General features: G+C 65.7%; 15 protein-coding genes. 8 read left to right on the forward strand and 7 right to left on the reverse strand.

Translation table 11 applies throughout. The features are described from left to right. The first annotated feature begins 6 nt into the window (after positions 1 to 6). The 3 genes from VUN84_09710 (at position 7) to VUN84_09720 (ending at position 3,622) form a co-directional block, all read left to right on the forward strand. Positions 7 to 792 (forward strand): c-type cytochrome, encoded by a 786-nt coding sequence (locus tag VUN84_09710; GenBank protein XAS62620.1) that lies wholly within the window; start codon positions 7 to 9, stop codon positions 790 to 792. Between the two features lie 102 nt (positions 793 to 894). Then, positions 895 to 1,965 (forward strand): Rieske 2Fe-2S domain-containing protein, encoded by a 1,071-nt coding sequence (locus VUN84_09715; protein ID XAS62621.1) that lies wholly within the window; start codon positions 895 to 897, stop codon positions 1,963 to 1,965. After that, the gene (locus tag VUN84_09720; protein ID XAS62622.1) at positions 1,943 to 3,622 is read left to right on the forward strand and encodes a cytochrome bc complex cytochrome b subunit; all 1,680 of its coding nucleotides are present in this window, start codon (positions 1,943 to 1,945) and stop codon (positions 3,620 to 3,622) included. Before VUN84_09715 ends, VUN84_09720 begins: the two co-directional genes overlap by 23 nt. A 127-nt stretch (positions 3,623 to 3,749) precedes the next feature. On the opposite strand, the gene VUN84_09725 is transcribed toward VUN84_09720, so the two are convergent. Next, on the reverse strand, positions 3,750 to 4,517 hold the full coding sequence (locus VUN84_09725) for a GntR family transcriptional regulator (protein XAS65813.1): 768 nt from the start codon (positions 4,515 to 4,517) through the stop codon (positions 3,750 to 3,752). 186 nt (positions 4,518 to 4,703) lie between these two features. On the opposite strand from VUN84_09725, the gene VUN84_09730 reads away from it, so the two are divergent. Then, positions 4,704 to 5,021, forward strand: coding sequence for an HPr family phosphocarrier protein (locus VUN84_09730; GenBank protein ID XAS62623.1), 318 nt, complete (start codon positions 4,704 to 4,706; stop codon positions 5,019 to 5,021). Positions 5,022 to 5,471: 450 nt separating this feature from the next. Here the strand turns inward: VUN84_09730 and VUN84_09735 are convergent, their stop codons facing one another. The 5 genes from VUN84_09735 to VUN84_09755 all read right to left on the reverse strand — a co-directional run bounded on the left by VUN84_09735 (position 5,472) and on the right by VUN84_09755 (position 10,671). Next, entirely contained in the window at positions 5,472 to 5,873 is a 402-nt protein-coding gene (locus tag VUN84_09735) for a cytochrome c oxidase subunit 4 (protein XAS62624.1), read from the reverse strand. Continuing rightward, positions 5,870 to 7,594, reverse strand: coding sequence for a cytochrome c oxidase subunit I (ctaD, locus tag VUN84_09740; protein XAS62625.1), 1,725 nt, complete (start codon positions 7,592 to 7,594; stop codon positions 5,870 to 5,872). Before ctaD ends, VUN84_09735 begins: the two co-directional genes overlap by 4 nt. Positions 7,595 to 7,606: 12 nt before the next feature. After that, positions 7,607 to 8,479, reverse strand: a complete 873-nt coding sequence (gene coxB / locus VUN84_09745) for a cytochrome c oxidase subunit II (protein ID XAS62626.1) — start codon at positions 8,477 to 8,479, stop codon at positions 7,607 to 7,609. A 199-nt stretch (positions 8,480 to 8,678) separates the two neighbouring features. After that, a complete protein-coding gene (locus VUN84_09750; GenBank protein ID XAS62627.1) occupies positions 8,679 to 9,068 on the reverse strand; it encodes an iron-sulfur cluster assembly accessory protein in 390 nt (129 codons plus the stop codon). A 172-nt stretch (positions 9,069 to 9,240) separates the two neighbouring features. Further along, positions 9,241 to 10,671, reverse strand: a complete 1,431-nt coding sequence (locus VUN84_09755; protein ID XAS62628.1) for a dipeptidase — start codon at positions 10,669 to 10,671, stop codon at positions 9,241 to 9,243. Positions 10,672 to 10,777: 106 nt separating this feature from the next. Between VUN84_09755 and VUN84_09760 the strand changes: the two genes are divergently transcribed. Further along, positions 10,778 to 11,377, forward strand: a complete 600-nt coding sequence (locus tag VUN84_09760; GenBank protein ID XAS62629.1) for a DUF3043 domain-containing protein — start codon at positions 10,778 to 10,780, stop codon at positions 11,375 to 11,377. Positions 11,378 to 11,455: 78 nt separating this feature from the next. Here VUN84_09760 and VUN84_09765 read toward each other — a convergent pair whose 3' ends face one another. Beyond that, positions 11,456 to 12,529, reverse strand: coding sequence for a quinone-dependent dihydroorotate dehydrogenase (locus VUN84_09765; GenBank protein ID XAS62630.1), 1,074 nt, complete (start codon positions 12,527 to 12,529; stop codon positions 11,456 to 11,458). 67 nt (positions 12,530 to 12,596) lie between these two features. Between VUN84_09765 and VUN84_09770 the strand changes: the two genes are divergently transcribed. From VUN84_09770 to VUN84_09780, 3 genes are read left to right on the forward strand one after another with little or no spacing between them, the layout of a single operon-like run. Continuing rightward, complete coding sequence (locus VUN84_09770) at positions 12,597 to 14,294, forward strand: FAD-binding dehydrogenase (GenBank protein XAS62631.1); 1,698 nt, start codon at positions 12,597 to 12,599, stop codon at positions 14,292 to 14,294. Positions 14,295 to 14,303: 9 nt separating this feature from the next. After that, positions 14,304 to 15,314, forward strand: a complete 1,011-nt coding sequence (locus VUN84_09775) for an alpha/beta hydrolase (protein ID XAS62632.1) — start codon at positions 14,304 to 14,306, stop codon at positions 15,312 to 15,314. Further along, on the forward strand, positions 15,314 to 16,312 hold the full coding sequence (locus VUN84_09780; GenBank protein ID XAS62633.1) for an alpha/beta hydrolase: 999 nt from the start codon (positions 15,314 to 15,316) through the stop codon (positions 16,310 to 16,312). The genes VUN84_09775 and VUN84_09780 overlap by 1 nt, the downstream gene beginning before the upstream one ends. Positions 16,313 to 16,317 lie beyond the last annotated feature (5 nt).

The raw sequence follows: 16,317 nt of genomic DNA on the forward strand, positions 1-16,317 counted from the left end.
CACCACGTGAAGGCACTCTCGCAGAAGCGACGTCACCCACTGGCAGCGATTGCACTGCTGCTGATGGGACTCTTGGTCACTGGTGGGCTTTACGCCGTTGCCACCACAGTCAACCAGGCCAAAGCCACCACCAGCTTCAGCGCCAATGACGCAGAGGAAGGCGGAAAGCTTTTCGCCGCCAACTGCGCCACGTGCCACGGCATGGGTGCCAGCGGGTCCCAGGCAGGGCCGTCCCTGGTAGGCGTCGGCGCTGCCGCCGTCGACTTCCAGGTCGGTACGGGCCGCATGCCCATGCAGATGAACGGTCCGCAGGCTTATAAGAAGCCGGCCCAGTTCAACGAAGAGCAGACCCGCCAGCTCGCCGCTTACGTGGCTTCGCTCGGCGCAGGCCCCTCCATTCCCGAGGCCGGCGTGCTCGACGGACAGGGCGACGCCGCCAAGGGCGGTGAGCTGTTCCGTACCAACTGCGCCATGTGCCACAACGCCGCAGCAGCCGGCGGCGCGCTGACCCGCGGCAAATTCGCCCCGGCTCTCGCCGATGTCTCCAGCAAGCACATCTACGAAGCCATGGTCACCGGTCCGCAGAACATGCCCGTTTTCAGTGACGCCAACATCGGTCCCGACGGCAAGCGCGACATCATCACCTTCCTGAAGCAGATCGAATCCAACGGCTCTCCCGGCGGCGCTGACCTTGGCGCCCTGGGTCCCGTATCGGAAGGCCTCTTCGTCTGGATCGCCGGTTTGGGTGTCATCATCGCGTTCACCATCTGGCTTACGTCCCGGACGTCCTAGCCCACCATTTTCACCTGTAAAGAATTTTCTGCTGACGCGTCAGCAGTTTGAATTGAAAGCTAACCCGGCATTAGCCGGGACGAGAGAGGGATGAGGCGAATTATGGGCAACCATAGTGACGGCAGTCCGGACCACTCGGGCACCGTAGCTACGGCTGGTCAGAATGAGGTGGAGAAGTTCCAGGATCCTGGAATTCCCCCGCACCGTTTGCGCCTGGCCGACACGGACCCGAAGGCAGCAAAACGAGCAGAACGGCAGGTAGCCCTTCTCTTCGGAATTTCAGTCGTCGGCACCCTGATTTTTCTGGTTGCCTACTTTGCGATCGACCTGGGCGGCGACACTGCAATCGCAACCGTCCGCCTGCAGAACGCACTGCTCGGCATCGGTACCGCTTTTGCGATGCTCGGCATCGGCACTGGCATTGTGCACTGGGCCAAGGCGCTCATGCCGGACCACGAAGTCTCGGAAGAGCGCCATGCGATCCGCACCGAAGAAGACCGGTTGGCTGCCGTACGTATCGTCGACGACATCGTCGAGGAAACTGGCATCAAGCGCAGGCCGCTGATCCGCAACACCCTTCTGGGCGCCGTGGCACTCGCACCCCTGCCGGCCCTCGCCGTCTTCGGTGACCTGGGACCGCGTCCTGACAACGCTCTGGCCCACACCATGTGGGCACCCCAGGAAGGCAAGCTCAAGCGCCTCACCCGCGACCCCGATGGAACCCCCATCAAGGCCTCGGACGTCACTATCGGCTCGGCTTTCCACGTCATCCCGGAAGGGCTGAACGAACTCACCGAAGGCAAGCTCAATGAGAAGGCCAAGGCCGTCGTCTTGCTCATGCGGCTGAACCCGGAGTCCCTCAATCCCTCCGCAGGCCGTGAGGACTGGGGCTATAACGGAATCGTTGCGTACTCAAAGATCTGCACCCACGTCGGTTGCCCTGTTGCCCTGTACGAGCAGCAGACCCACCACCTGCTGTGCCCGTGCCACCAGTCGACCTTCGATCTGACCCAGGAATGCAAGGTCATCTTCGGCCCCGCCAGCCGTCCTCTCCCGCAGCTGCCAATCGCAGTAGATGCCGAGGGCTACCTCGTCGCCACCAGCGACTTCCATGAACCTGTTGGACCTAGCTATTGGGAGCGTGATGAGCATGAGCGCAACAACAACGCCTGATGCCCCCGTCTTCGTCGCTAAAACTAAAGGCGGCCGCATCACCGACTTCGTCGACCAGCGCGTCGGCGGCTCCGGGATCCTCCGGGAATTTGGCCGCAAGGTCTTTCCGGACCACTGGTCCTTCATGTTCGGCGAAGTGGCGCTCTACTCGTTCGTCATCCTCCTCCTCTCGGGTACGTTCCTGACCTTCTTCTTCGATCCGTCCATGGCGGAGACGCACTATGCGGGTTCCTACACACCGCTGAAAAACGTCGAAATGTCGGTAGCCTACAGCTCCTCGCTCAACATTTCGTTCGATGTCCGTGGCGGCCTGTTCATGCGCCAGGTCCATCACTGGTCCGCTCTGTTGTTCGTAGCCTCGGTCTCAGTGCACATGCTCCGCGTGTTCTTCACCGGCGCTTTCCGCAAGCCCCGTGAAATGAACTGGGTGGTGGGCGGCGTGCTGCTCATCCTCTCGATGGCTGCCGGCTTCACCGGCTACTCGCTCCCCGATGACCTGCTCTCCGGCAACGGCCTGCGCATCATCGACGGCGTCATCAAGTCCATCCCGGTCATCGGCACCTACATCTCCTTCTTCCTCTTCGGCGGAGAGTTCCCCGGAACGGCCATCATCGGTCGTCTGTACATGCTCCACATCCTGCTGGTGCCGGCCCTCATTCTCCTGATGATCGTGATGCACCTGTTCATGGTGGTCGTTCACAAGCACACCCAGTACCCGGGTCCGGGACGCAACGACGGCAACGTCGTCGGCTACCCCCTCGGCCCCGTCTACGCGGCTAAGGCTGGCGGGTTCTTCTTCATCGTGTTCGGTGTTGTTGCCCTCATGGCCGGCTTCTTCACCATCAACCCGATCTGGAACTACGGGCCGTACGACCCCTCCCCCGTTTCGGCTGGCACCCAGCCTGACTGGTACATCGGATTCGTCGATGGAGCCCTGCGCTTGATGCCGGGCACCATCGGTAACTGGTCGGTCGAGCAGGTGTGGTTTGGCCACGTCTTCACGTTCAACGTTCTGCTCCCGGCCCTGGTACCTGCCGGCATCCTCTTCACGGTGCTGTTCACCTACCCGTGGATTGAACGTTGGATCACCAAGGACAACCGCGAGCACCACGTCCTGGACCGTCCGCGGAACGCTCCCACGCGGACCGCAATCGGCATGGCCGGTTTCGTCTGGTACAGCGTCATGTGGGCTGCTGCCGGCTCGGACCTCATCGCCACGCACTTCCATGTGTCCCTGAACGACGTGACTTACTGGTTGCGTGCGCTGTTCTTCGTTGGCCCGGTCATAGCTTTCATCGTCACCAAACGGGTGGCCCTGGCGCTGCAGCGCAAAGACCGCGAGATCGCCTTGCACGGACGTGAAACCGGCCGCATCGTGCGCCTGCCGCACGGTGAGTTCATCGAGGTCCACGCCCCGTTGGATGAGTACAAGCGCTACAAGCTCGTCGGCTTCGAGTCGCCGTCGCCGCTTCCCGCGGTGCCGAACGCCAACGGCGTGGTCGACAAGACTGAAAAGCGACGTGCGAAGCTGTCCCAGTGGTTCTTCGAGGACCGGGTTGCCCCGGCAACGCCGGCGGAGCTTGCGGCGGCCCATGGCCACCACGGCGCCCATGAGGTTGTCGAAGCTGGAGAATCCCAGAAGACACTCAGCCGCTAACTTGCTGCGATGAACACCAGAAAGGCCCGGTCCCCCAGGACCGGGCCTTTCTGCATGTACCGTCAAGATCCACCGTGGACGCGCTGGCGTCCCCGCCGTCATCACACCACAGAATGCTGCGGTGTCATCAGGGTCTGTAGCCCGAAGAATAGTTTCGGGTCGGACGGACCCCGGGGCGCTGCAGCGGGACCCAGAGTTTATAGCGGTCGGCTCGATAGTAGGAAACCGAGTAGTCAACCATGGCCCGAGCCACGAAGGCGTGGCGCTGGATCTTCAACAGCGGCGAGCCCACTTCGACGTTGAGTAGACGGGCTGTCGACGGCGACGCAGCGGTCGCCTCGATCATGTCCTCGCCCCATTCCATCACCAGGCCGAAGCGTTCGCTGAGGACGTTGTACAGCGACGTGGGCGGTTCGCCGTCGAGCAGGCCGGGAACGCGGTGGGCGGGAATGAAGTTCTCGTCCACGCTCATGGGTTCGTTGTCCGCCAGCAGCAGCCGCCGGAAGCGCACCAACGCAGTCCCCTCCTCCAACTGCAATTCCCGGGCCAGGAACGCGCTGGCCGCGATCTGTTCAAAACTCAACACCCGCGCTGCAGGGACCATGCCGCGGCGCTGCATTTCCTCACTGTACGAGGTCAGCTTCACCTGCAGGTCCAGTTTAGGTTTCCGGACGAAGGTGCCCAGACCCACGACGCGCTCGATGACTTCCTCCCCCACCAGGGCGTCGATCGCCTGCCGGACGGTCATGCGGGCCAGGCCGAACCGTTCGGCGAGGTCCCGCTCCGAGGGCAGCGCCGAACCAGGCGGGCAGGCAGTTCCAATATGGGCGCGAAGGATTTCCCGTAGTTGGACATAGATGGGCGTGCCGCTGCGCCGGTCAATCTCGCCGGCCATCCGCGCCGCGTCAGAGGGCGCCACTGTACTGCCGTCCGGGAAGATTCATATCTTCAGGTTAATCCATGAGGAACCCTGGTCTAGACCACGGCGCATTGCTTGTTCGCCCGGGACGCCGGCCGCGGTTAGGCTTAAATCACCGGTCCTCGCCGGTGGATACGCCCCTGAGAGATAAAGGAACAACAGTTGCGAGTTCGGACCGCGATCGTCCAAGCCCCGGTGGGGCTGCACGCCAGGCCGGCGGCCCTCTTTGTCCGCGCCGTCCAGGCAACAGGGCTCCCCGTCATCATCAGCAAGGCGGGCCGGCCGGGAGTTGATGCCCGGTCACTGCTGGAAGTCATGACGGAAGACTTCTCCTGCGGCTGCGAAGTCGAACTCGCTGTCCCCCCGGGGGCCGAATCGGACCGTGTCGGCCCTGCCGGCGTCGACGACGCCCTGGAGACCCTCATAACGCTCCTGGAGTCCTCCGGGTCAGCTGGGACGCTCAGAGGCCCGCGCAGGTAGCTGTACCGGTCCGAACGGGAACCACCGGAACGGGGTCGGTGACAGCACGGGCCGGTCCGGAATCATCTGCGGCGACGGCTCTACGGCCCATTCAACGGTGGACGCGGCACAAACCATACCGGTGCCGTCCCGGCGGGCGTTGGGCTTCGCGGCGAGAGCGTGCATCCGATGCGTCGTGAAACCGGTGCGCAGGCCGGCCTGCGGGGAATCACCTCGGCAGTGGGTGTGCACGCACTCACAAGCCTGCCTAGCACCGCCGCGACGTCCGGCCGCACCGGTAGTGCGCTCAGCCGGTCCGACGCTCATATGCCCAACCGCCCTGCACCCGTCCTCCCGGTTCCTGCCGGCGGATCTCCGCCGCTGAAACCGTGCCCCTGCTCTACCAACGACGGCGGGCCCCACCGAAGGTGGGGCCCGCCGTCGTTATGGACTGTTTCGTCCGGTGGGACGTTAGTGCGCGTGGTCTCCGCGGCTGTATTCGTAAACCCAGCCAACCAAGGCGACGACCGCGAGCCCGCCGGCGATGAACACAATCCAGAAACCCACAGCCAGGCCGAGGAAGCCGCCTGCGCAGGCCAGGCCAAGAACCAGCGGCCACCAGCTCCAGGGGCTGAAGTGGCCCTGTTCGCCGGCGCCTTCGTGGATCTCAGCGTCGCTGCGGTCCTCCGGGCGCATCCCGACGCGCTTGCCGGTGAAACCGAGGTAGGCACCGATCATGCCCGCGAGGCCGGCTACCAGCAGGAGGGCCAGGTAGCCCACCGGCTCAGTCCAACCGGTCACAAAACCGTAGACGATGGCGACCGGTACGAAGAAGAAGACTCCAAATCCAAAAATCCGTGATTCGATTTTCACTGGGCTTGATCCTTCTGGTCGGCGTTACCGAGGGTTGCTGCTGCCGGGCCGGGGGACTCGGCGGTGTAGGTCTGGGCGAGCTCCGGGTGGTGCAGGTCCAGCGCCGGACGCTCTGACCGGATCCGCGGCAGCGACGTGAAGTTGTGGCGCGGCGGCGGGCACGAGGTCGCCCACTCGAGGGAAGCACCGAAGCCCCACGGGTCATCGACTTCGACCCGGTCGTTGCTGCGCCAGGTGATGTAGACGTTCCAGAAGAACGGGATCAGCGAGGCGCCCAGCAGGAACGAGGCGTAGGTGGAGAACTGGTTCATCCACGTGAAGTTGTCCTGCGGCATGTAATCCGCGTAGCGGCGGGGCATGCCCTCAACGCCGAGCCAGTGCTGGATGAGGAAGGTGCCGTGGAAGCCCAGGAACAGCATCCAGAAGTGGATCTTGCCCAGGCGTTCGTTCAGCATCTTGCCGGTGAATTTTGGCCACCAGAAGTAGAAACCGGCGAACATTGCGAACACCACGGTGCCAAAGACCACGTAGTGGAAGTGCGCGACCACAAAGTAGGAGTCGGACACGTGGAAGTCCAGGGGCGGTGAGGCCAGGATGATGCCGGTCAAGCCGCCGAAGAGGAACGTTGCCAGGAAGCCGATGCTCCAGAGCATGGGGGTTTCAAAGGTAATGGAACCCCGCCACATGGTGCCGATCCAGTTGAAGAACTTCACACCCGTGGGGACGGCGATCAGCATCGTCATGAAGGAGAAGAACGGCAGCAGAACTGAACCGGTGACGTACATGTGGTGGGCCCACACGGTCACGGACAGCGCGGCGATGGAAATCGTCGCGTAGACCAGGCCCTTGTAACCAAAGATTGGCTTGCGGCTGAAGACCGGGAAGATTTCGGAGACAATGCCGAAGAACGGCAAGGCGATGATGTAGACCTCCGGGTGCCCGAAGAACCAGAACAGGTGCTGCCAGAGGACGGCGCCGCCGTTTTCGGGATCGAAGATGTGGGCACCGAAGCGGCGGTCCGCGCCGAGGGCGAACAGTGCGGCGGCCAGGGGCGGGAACGCCATCAGCACCAGGATGGCCGTGACCAGGATGTTCCAGGTGAAAATCGGCATGCGCCACATGGTCATGCCCGGGGCGCGCATGCAGATGACCGTGGTGATGAAGTTGACAGCACCGAGGATGGTACCGAAGCCGGAGAGCGCCAGGCCGAAGACCCAGAGGTCACCGCCCACGCCCGGGCTGAAGGTCGTGTTGGACAGCGGCGCGTACGCGAACCAGCCAAACGATGCTGCACCTTGCGGGGTGATGAAACCGGACACGGCGATCGTGGAGCCGAAAAGGAAGAACCAGAAAGCCAGTGCATTCAGTCGCGGGAAGGCGACGTCGGGGGCACCGATCTGCAGCGGCATGATGACGTTGGCGAACCCGGCAAACAGCGGGGTGGCGAACATCAGCAGCATGACGGTGCCGTGCATGGTGAAGAGCTGGTTGTACTGCTCTTTAGTCTGCAGGATCTGCATGCCCGGTTCGAAGAGCTCGGCGCGGATCAGCAGCGCCATAACGCCGCCGAAGCAGAAGAACACGAACGACGAGATCAGGTACATGTACCCGATGGTCTTGTGGTCAGTGGACGTGATCCAGTTGACGACAATGCGTCCCTTGGATTTCGGTACTACGGGAGCCTCTAGGATCCCGGTGGGCTGGGAATAGGTCGTTGCCACTTCGCGCTCCCCTTACTTGGTTTCTGCCGGGGCCGGGTTGCGGTCGTACTCTTCGCCGAGGAGCCCGGTGTTGCCGTCCTGGCGGAGTTGGTCCAGGTGGGTCTGGAACTCGGCGTCGGAAACGACTTTCACGCGGAACAGCATTTCGGAGTGGTACTCGCCGCAGAGTTCGGCACATTTGCCGTCGTAGGTGCCCTCTTTGGTGGGGGTGAACCTGATGTAGTTGGTCTTGCCGGGGATCATGTCGCGCTTCTGCAGGAAGGCGGGAACCCAAAAGGAGTGGATGACGTCGCGGGCGTTCAGTTCCAGGTCAACGGACTTGTTCACCGGCAGGTAGAGCGTGGGCAGCTTTTCCTTGTCCACGTCATTGCCGGTGAGGTGGGCCTGGACGCCGGCTTCGTGGACATCCTCGCGGATGACGTCGCCCTTTTTGTAGTTGAAGTCCCAGGCCCACTGCTTGCCGCGGACATCGACGACGACGTCGGCGGGCTGGGCCCGGTTGTCGATCGCCTGCTGGTCGCGGTCGGTGAAGTAGAAAAACACCAGAACCATGAACAGCGGGATCGTCAGGTAGAAAACCTCAAGCGGAAGGTTGAAGCTGTTCTGCCGCGGGAACCCGACGGTGCCTTTGCGGCGCCGGTAGGCGACTATGCACCAGATCATCAGGCCCCAGGTAATGACGCCCACAACCAGGGCGGCAATCCATGAGTTGACCCAGAGGTCCATGATGCGGTCAGTGTGGTTGGTGGTGCCACGCTCGGTGGGCAGCCACCCTTTCTGTACCTCTGGTGAACATCCAGTCAAAGCCAACGCGCCGGCGAGTGCCAAGCCAGTGATCGTAGTGATCTGTTTGCGTCGGCTGCCGGTTCGGTTCTGCGAACTCACAGACGGCCCTTCCTACTTGTTGCTGTTGCCCGGGCCGCCAAATGAGGGCCTGGGCACACGAAAAGTTTTACTACTTGATGTAGAGCTTACCGCTCCCCGCGAGGTTTCGCCCACATGTCCGCGCCGTGCGTCGGGACCTATTTACCGGCCCCGGTCGTTGTGGATTTTCCGGCACTAAGGCCGGGCAAACAGCCCGGCCTTAGTGGAAGGAATCACCGCAGGCGCAGGAGCCGCCGGCGTTGGGGTTATCGATGGTGAAGCCCTGCTTCGAGATGGTGTCTTCGAAGTCAATGCTGGCGCCGCTGAGATAGGGAACGCTCATCTTGTCCACCACAACTTCGACGCCGTCGTAGTCGCGCACGGCGTCGCCGTCGAGGAGCCGCTCATCGAAGTAGAGCTGGTAGATGAGGCCAGAGCAACCGCCGGGCTGTACCGCCACCCGGAGGCGCAGATCGGTGCGGCCTTCCTGCTCCAGCAGGCTGCGGACCTTGCCGGCGGCGACGTCGGTCAGCTTGACCTCGTGCGCTGCCGGATCCCCGCTCGCAGCGGCGGTGGTGTCGATGCTGTTTTCATTGGTTGTAGTGCTCATGGCCTACCTTCTAACGACGGTGGTGGCGGTGCCGCTTGCACGGCACCCGCCCCTACTTTGACGGTACGGGCTATAGCTACATGCTACGTCGATCAGCCGTGTAGCTCTAACTCCTGGCGTAACCGTCCCACCAGGCTGGATGTTCCCCCGGGACTTCCGCAGGCCGAGAGGATCAGGCCAGTCCTTCCTCGTTCAGCCGGGCCAGCATCAGGGCCTCGGCCACGATCGCATTTCGGAAGTCCGCCAGGTGCAGGGATTCGTTTGCGCTGTGGGCACGGGAGTCGGGATCCTCGACGCCGGTGACCAGGATCTGCACATCCGGGTACAACTCGGTCAGATCGGCGATGAAAGGGATCGAGCCGCCGATGCCGGTCTCGACGGCCGGGACGCCCCAGGCCTCGCCGAGGGCCCACATGGCGACGCTGGCCGCCTTGGAAGAGGTGTCCGTGCGGAAAGCGTTGCCGCTCTCCCCCGGCGTGAAAACCACGTGGGCGCCAAAGGGCGCGTTGGCTTCCACATGCCGGCGCACGGCATCCATCGCCTCGGCCGGTTCCTGCCCGGGCGCGAGCCGCAGGCTGAACTTTGCCCGCGCGCGGGGCAGCAGGGTGTTGGAGGCGACGTCCACTGCGGGGGCATCGATGCCGATGATGGAGAGCGCCGGTTTGGTCCACATCCGCGATGCGATCGATCCGGTGCCGGCGAGCCGGACGCCGTCGAGCACAGACGCGTCAGCGCGGTATTCCGCTTCGGAGAGATCCACCGAGACGTCGTCGCTGCTGGCGAGGCCGGCGATGGCAACGCTGCCGTCGTCCTCGTGCAGGGTGGCGATGAGCCGGGACAGCAGAGTCGGCGCATCCAGGACCGGGCCGCCGAACATGCCGGAGTGGACAGCGTGGTCCAGGACCCGGACTTCGATGGTGCCATCCACGAGGCCGCGGAGGCTGGTGGTGAGCGCAGGAACGCCGACCTTCCAGTTACTGGAGTCCGCCACGACAATCACGTCAGCGCGCAGCAGCTCCTGGTGCGTTTCCAGGAAGGTCCGGAACGTCGGGGACCCGGCTTCCTCTTCCCCTTCGAAGAAAAACGTCACGCCGAGGCCGAGATCGTCGCCCAAAACGCGGGTGACGGCCGAGTAGGCGGCGATGTGCGCCAGGATGCCGGCTTTGTCATCGGCCGCGCCGCGTCCGTAGAGCCGGCCGTCCCGTTCGATGGCGGTAAAGGGGTCTGTCTCCCAGAGCGCCAGGTCTCCGGTGGGCTGCACGTCATGGTGGGCGTACAGCAAGATCGTCGGCTTGCCCGCGGCGGCCGCCCGGCGGGCGACGACGGCGGGGCCGCCCGGCGTCCCGTCCGCCTTGTCGCAGCGCAGGACCTGGACCTCGTCAAAGCCGCTGGCGCGCACCAGTTCAGCCACGGCGTCGGCGCTGGCGTTCAGCGGGGCGGGGTCGAAGCTGGGCCAGGCGATCCCCGGGATGGCGACGAGTTCGGTCAGCTGGGCGACGGTGGAGTCGAAAGAGTCAGCGACGGCCTGGCGGAGCGCCTCGGTGTCGACGTTTCCGGCATGGCGGTAGGCGGTGTGCGGGTTTCCCGCGGGTGATGAAGTCATGGCCAGAACACTACCCGTGCCGCGAATCACAGCAAACAGGGCGGCGGCCGGTCACGCCCCCGGGTCCACGGGCCGGGCTCCAGTTGCCCCGGGGTATTCTGTAGGGGTGTTTGGACGTAAAAAAGAAGCGCCAGCGGCGCAGGACATAGTTGACCAGCAGGCGGCCGGGGCAGCCGCCCGGGGTACCGCCCTCGGCAAGGGCGCGCCCACGCCCAAGCGCAGCGCGCAGGTGGCGGCCCGTAAGCGGCCGCTGGTGCCGGAGGACCGCAAGGCCTCCAAGGCCGCCGAGCGGGCTGCGGTCCAGGAGCAGCGACTGAAGATGCGCGAGGCCATGCAAACCGGCGATGAGAGGTTCCTGCCGGTCCGGGACCGGGGCCCGCAGAAGCGGTTCGCCCGGGATTATGTCGACGCCCGTTTCAGCCTCGGGGAGTACCTGATGTTCGGCGCACTCATCTTCGTGGTGGTCTCCCTGCTGATCCCGGCCTCCAGCTCACAGATGATTTACGTCCTGGGCGCGTTCTGGGTCATGTTCCTGGCGGTCTTCGTGGACGTCTTCATTCTGTCCCGGAAACTCAAGAAACGACTGACGGACAAGTTCGGCGATCCGGAGCGCGGCACCGTCTGGTACGGCTCGATGCGCTCGCTGCAGTTCCGCCGGCTGCGCCTTCCCAAACCCCTTGTCAAGCGGGGCGAATACCCCGCCTGATGCCCAGGCCAAGGAGCCCCCGGCAGCGGACAGACCAGTCCAGTGCCGGGGGCCTCGTTGTCCCCCGGCGGACGCCGCTCAGCGTCGGGACGGGTGCCTGGCGAGCTGGCGGTTAATGCGCGCCGCCCAGAACGGACCCTCGTAGAGGAACGCCGTGTAGCCCTGCACAAGGGTGGCGCCGGCCTCGAGCCGCTGCTGCACATCCTGTGCGGTTTCCACGCCGCCCACCGAGATGAGAGTCAACGTGTCGCCGGTTGCGGCCTTCAACCGGGCCAGCACCTCCAACGACCGCTGCTTTAACGGCGCCCCGGACAGCCCGCCCGCCCCGCAGGTCGCCACCTTGTCGGGGCCCGCGGTAAGCCCGGTTCGGGCGATGGTGGTATTGGTGGCAATAATCCCGTCCAGGTTCAAGTCCAGGGCCAGCCGGGCGACGTCGTCGATGTCATCATCGCTCAGGTCCGGTGCGATCTTGACCAGCAACGGCACGTGGCGTCCGGCGGCCTGGTCCGCGGCCTCCCCCACTGCCGCCAGGAGCGGTCGAAGCGCCTGCACATCCTGCAGGAGCCGCAGGCCCGGTGTGTTCGGCGAACTGACATTTACCACAAGATAGTCCGCGGCCGGGGCCAGGCTGCGGGCGCTGATCAGGTAATCGGCCACGGCGTCCTGAAGTTCCACCACCTTGGATTTGCCGATATTGACCCCGATCACCGGCCGGGATTCCCGATGGCGGCGCTGCAGGGCTGCCCGGGCGGATTTCAGGCGGGGTGCCACGGCAGCGGCCCCGTCATTGTTAAAGCCCATCCTGTTGATCACGGCACCGTCCTCGACCAAGCGAAACAGCCTCGGGGCGGGGTTGCCGGGCTGGGATTGCCCGGTGATGGTCCCAACCTCAATGTGGCCAAAACCAAGCTCGGTGAGGGCCTGGATGCCGTGGCCCTCTTTGTCGAAGCCGGCCGCCAGGCCGAACGGCGAGGGGAACGTCAGGCCCAGCGCCTGCGTCCGGAGCGATGCCGCGGGAGCGGTAAACCGCTGCAGCACCCGCCCGGCACCGCAGGAGTGGACGAGCCGGATGGCCCGGAAACCGATCTTGTGGGCGCGTTCGGCGTCCATCCATGAAAAGGCCAGCCGGAAGAAGGTCGGATATACGCGCATGGCTCTAGTTTTCCGGTTCCGGCGGTCCAGACCAAACCCGCGCACTCCCCGGCGCTAGCATGAAGCCATGAGCAGCGACTATGAAGCCCCGCGTACCGCGCCTGCCCCGGCGGCCGGATCCCGAATCGAGGCTGACGTGCTCGTTGTTGGGGCTGGCCTGGCCGGCTTGGTCGCCGCGGCACAGGCTTACGCGGCAGGGCGCCGGGTTGCTGTGCTGGACCAGGAGCCCGAGGCGTCCGCCGGCGGGCAGGCGCATTGGTCTTTCGGCGGGCTGTTCCTCGTCAACTCCCCCGAGCAACGCCGGCTGGGTGTCAAAGACAGTGCGGAGCTTGCCCTCGCCGACTGGATGTCCTCCGCCGCGTTCGACCGCCCCGAGGACGCGCTTGCCCGGGACTGGGCGGCCGCCTACGTGGACTTCGCAGCGGGGGAAAACCGCGCCTGGCTGGCCGCCCTGGGCGTAGGGTTCTTTCCTCTGGTGCAGTGGGCCGAACGCGGCGGCTGCGCCCCTGACGGCCACGGCAACACGGTGCCGCGGTTCCACGTGGCGTGGGGCACCGGCCCTGCGCTGGTGGCGCCTTTCCTGGCAAAGCTGCGTGCAGGTGAGGCCACGGGCAGGGTCACGTTCCACTTCCGCCACCGGGCGGCCGGCCTTGTGACCACGGCGGGACGCATCACAGGGGTGCAGGGGGAAATCCTGAAGCCCAGCGGCGCCCTCCGTGGCGAAGCCTCCCCGCGTACCGCCGTCGGCCGCTTTGAAGCCTCAGCCGCGGCCGTTGTGGTGACCACCGGCGGGATCGGCGGCAACCATGACGCCGTCCGGCGGCAGTGGCCCGGCGGCCCGGCGCCCCGGACAATGCTCACCGGAGTGCCGGCATCGGTCGACGGCGAATTCCTCGCCGCCGCAGCCCGCTCCGGCGGGAACCTCATCAATGGGGACCGGATGTGGCATTACCCGGAAGGCATCCACAACCATTCCCCCGTGTGGCCAAGGCACGGCATCAGGATCCTGCCCGGCCCCTCCGCCCTGTGGCTGGACGCCACCGGAACCCCGCTTCCCGCTCCCCTGTTCCCGGGCTTCGACTCGCTGGGGTCGCTGCGCCACATCCTCGGCACCGGGCACGACCACTCCTGGTTCGTGCTGAACAGGACCATCGCCTTAAAGGAGTTTGCCCTGTCCGGCTCGGAACAGAATCCCGATCTCACCGGCAAGGACCTCCGCCTCCTGGCATCGCGGCTGAAACCGGGCAACGACAGTCCCCTGCAGCGCTTCCTTGATCGCGGAATCGATTTCCTGCAGGCCGGCACGCCCGCAGGGCTCGCGGCCGCCATGAACTCCCTCACCGGCCGGCCGCTCATCGACGCCGCCGCGTTGGACCGGCTGATGCGGTCCCGGGACCGGCAGGTGGACAGCGGCCTGGGCAAGGACCCGCAACTCGCCGCCATCCGCGCGGCCCGCCGCTTCACCACCGATAAGATCATGCGCGTGGCCCGGCCGCACCGGATGCTGGACCCCCGGCACGGACCGCTCCTGGCCGTGCGCCTCTCGGTGCTCACCCGCAAAAGCCTGGGCGGACTCCAGACCGACCTCCAGTCCCGGGTCCTGGACGGTTCAGGGCAGCCAGTGCCCGGCCTTTTCGCCGCCGGCGAAGCTGCCGGTTTCGGCGGCGGCGGCATCCACGGATACCGTGCCCTCGAAGGAACCTTCCTCGGCGGCTGCCTGTTCTCGGGCCGTTCAGCCGGCCGCGCAGCGGCGTCGGCAATCTAGGTGCCTGCCATGGAATGGCTGCCCGATATCCTCGGCGACAACTTCGAAGCCTGCGCCTTCCCGGCGGCCGGTCCGGACGGCGTCGAGCGCACCGCAACGCTGGTGCGGCATGTTCCCGGCGCCGGGACGGACGCCGGCGCACCGGGCAGAACCGGTGGGAACCCGCCCCGGGCGGTGCTTTTCCTGCACGGTTGGAGTGATTACTTCTTCAACGAGGAACTTGCCACGTTCTGGGCCGGCCAGGGTTTCGCGTTCTTTGCCTTGGACATGCACAACCACGGCCGGAGCCTGCAGGCCGGAAAGTACGGCGGCTACGTCGCAGACCTGGACGACTACGACGCCGAGATCACTGCGGCGATTGGCATCATCAAGTCCCTGCAGCCGGAAGGACAACCCGCGCCGTCGGTGGCGCTAATGGGGCATTCCACCGGCGGACTAATTGCGGCGCTGTGGGCGAGCCGGCACCCGGGGGTGGTTGCGCAGCTAATCCTGGACAGCCCCTGGCTGGAGATGCATGGCAGCCCCGCCCTCCGCCGGGCCGCCCGCACCATGGTGGAGCCGCTCGCGCGGTTCCGGCCCGAAGCCGTCATCCGCCTTCCGGAGCGCTCCTTCTACTGGCGCAGCGTCAGCAGCGCGGCCGAAGGGGAATGGACGCTGGATGAGAACTACCGTCCACCCCGGGCGTTTCCGGTCCGCGCCGGCTGGCTGAGCGCCGTCCTGGCCGGACAGTCGCGGGTGGCCCGGGGGCTGCACATCGATGTCCCCATCCTCGTGCTGATCTCCGGGGCCAGTGCCAACGGAATGTTCTGGAAGGAATCCATGCGGCGCACCGATGCTGTCCTTGACGTCAATACCATAGCCCTGCGGGCCCTCAGCCTGGGCCGTACCGTGACGCTGGAACGGATCGACGGCGCCCTGCACGATGTCTTCCTCTCCGCCCCGCGCGTCCGCGCGGACGCATACAACCGGCTGGCCCGCTGGCTTCGCGCCTACGTACTGGCCGACGGAAACTCCGCGTGATGGTGCCCGCAGTGCTGCCCCGGTGGCGGGAGGACGTGCTGGGAGGCGGCTTCGAGGCCCTGGAGCTGCCTCTGGTTCGGGACGATGAGGGCCCGGTCGTCGCCACCCTGGTCCGACACCGCGCCCCGGCCGGCAGCGCAACCCAAGCACCGGCGAAGGTGGTCCTCTACCTGCACGGCTGGGCGGACTACTTCCTGCAGGCCGAACTCGCTGATCACCTGGTTGCCAGCGGATTCCACTTCTACGCTTTGGACCTGCGGAAGTTCGGCCGCAGCCTGCGGGACTGGCAGACCCCCGGGTACGCCACCGACCTGGCCGTCTATGACGAGGACATCGCGGCGGCGCTGGCAGCGATCGGCTCCGACGTCGCCCGCCGCACCGGCCACTGTGTGGCACCGACGGTGCACATGCTCGCGCATTCCCTCGGCGGCCTTGTCGCAGCACTGTGGGCGGACCGGAACCCGGGGAAGCTGGGCACGCTGGTCCTCAACGCGCCCTGGCTGGAACTGCAGGGCAGCAGCCTCATCCGTACCATCGCCGTGCACTTGGTGGAGCCTTTGGCGCGGGCAGACCCGCGCCGGGCGCTCCTGCTGCCCAGCATGGCCGGCTACTGGGACAGCGTGAGCAGTACCGCCCACGGTGAATGGTGCCTGGATCCCGCGTGGCGTCCGAAGGAATCGTTTCCCGTCCGCCCCGGGTGGATGAAGGCAGTCCTGGCCGGCCACGCGGCGGTGGCGCAGCGGCTGGGCATCAGCTCGCCGGTGCTGGTGATGCTGTCCGGTGGCACCCGGATCCAGGCGGAGTGGTCAGCGGAGCTTATGGACCTCGACGCCGTGATCGATGTCGAGGAAACGGCGCGCAGTGCGCTCAAGCTGGGCCGCCGGGCGGCGGTCTTCCGGTACCCGGGGGCAATGCACGACCTCTTCCTGTCCCGCCGCACGGTGCGGCAGGAAGCCTACGACGACCTCGTCCTCTGGCTCAGCCTGTACCCCGGCTGAACCGC

The sequence above is a fragment of the Micrococcaceae bacterium Sec5.8 genome (assembly GCA_039636775.1).
GTDB lineage: Bacteria > Actinomycetota > Actinomycetes > Actinomycetales > Micrococcaceae > Arthrobacter.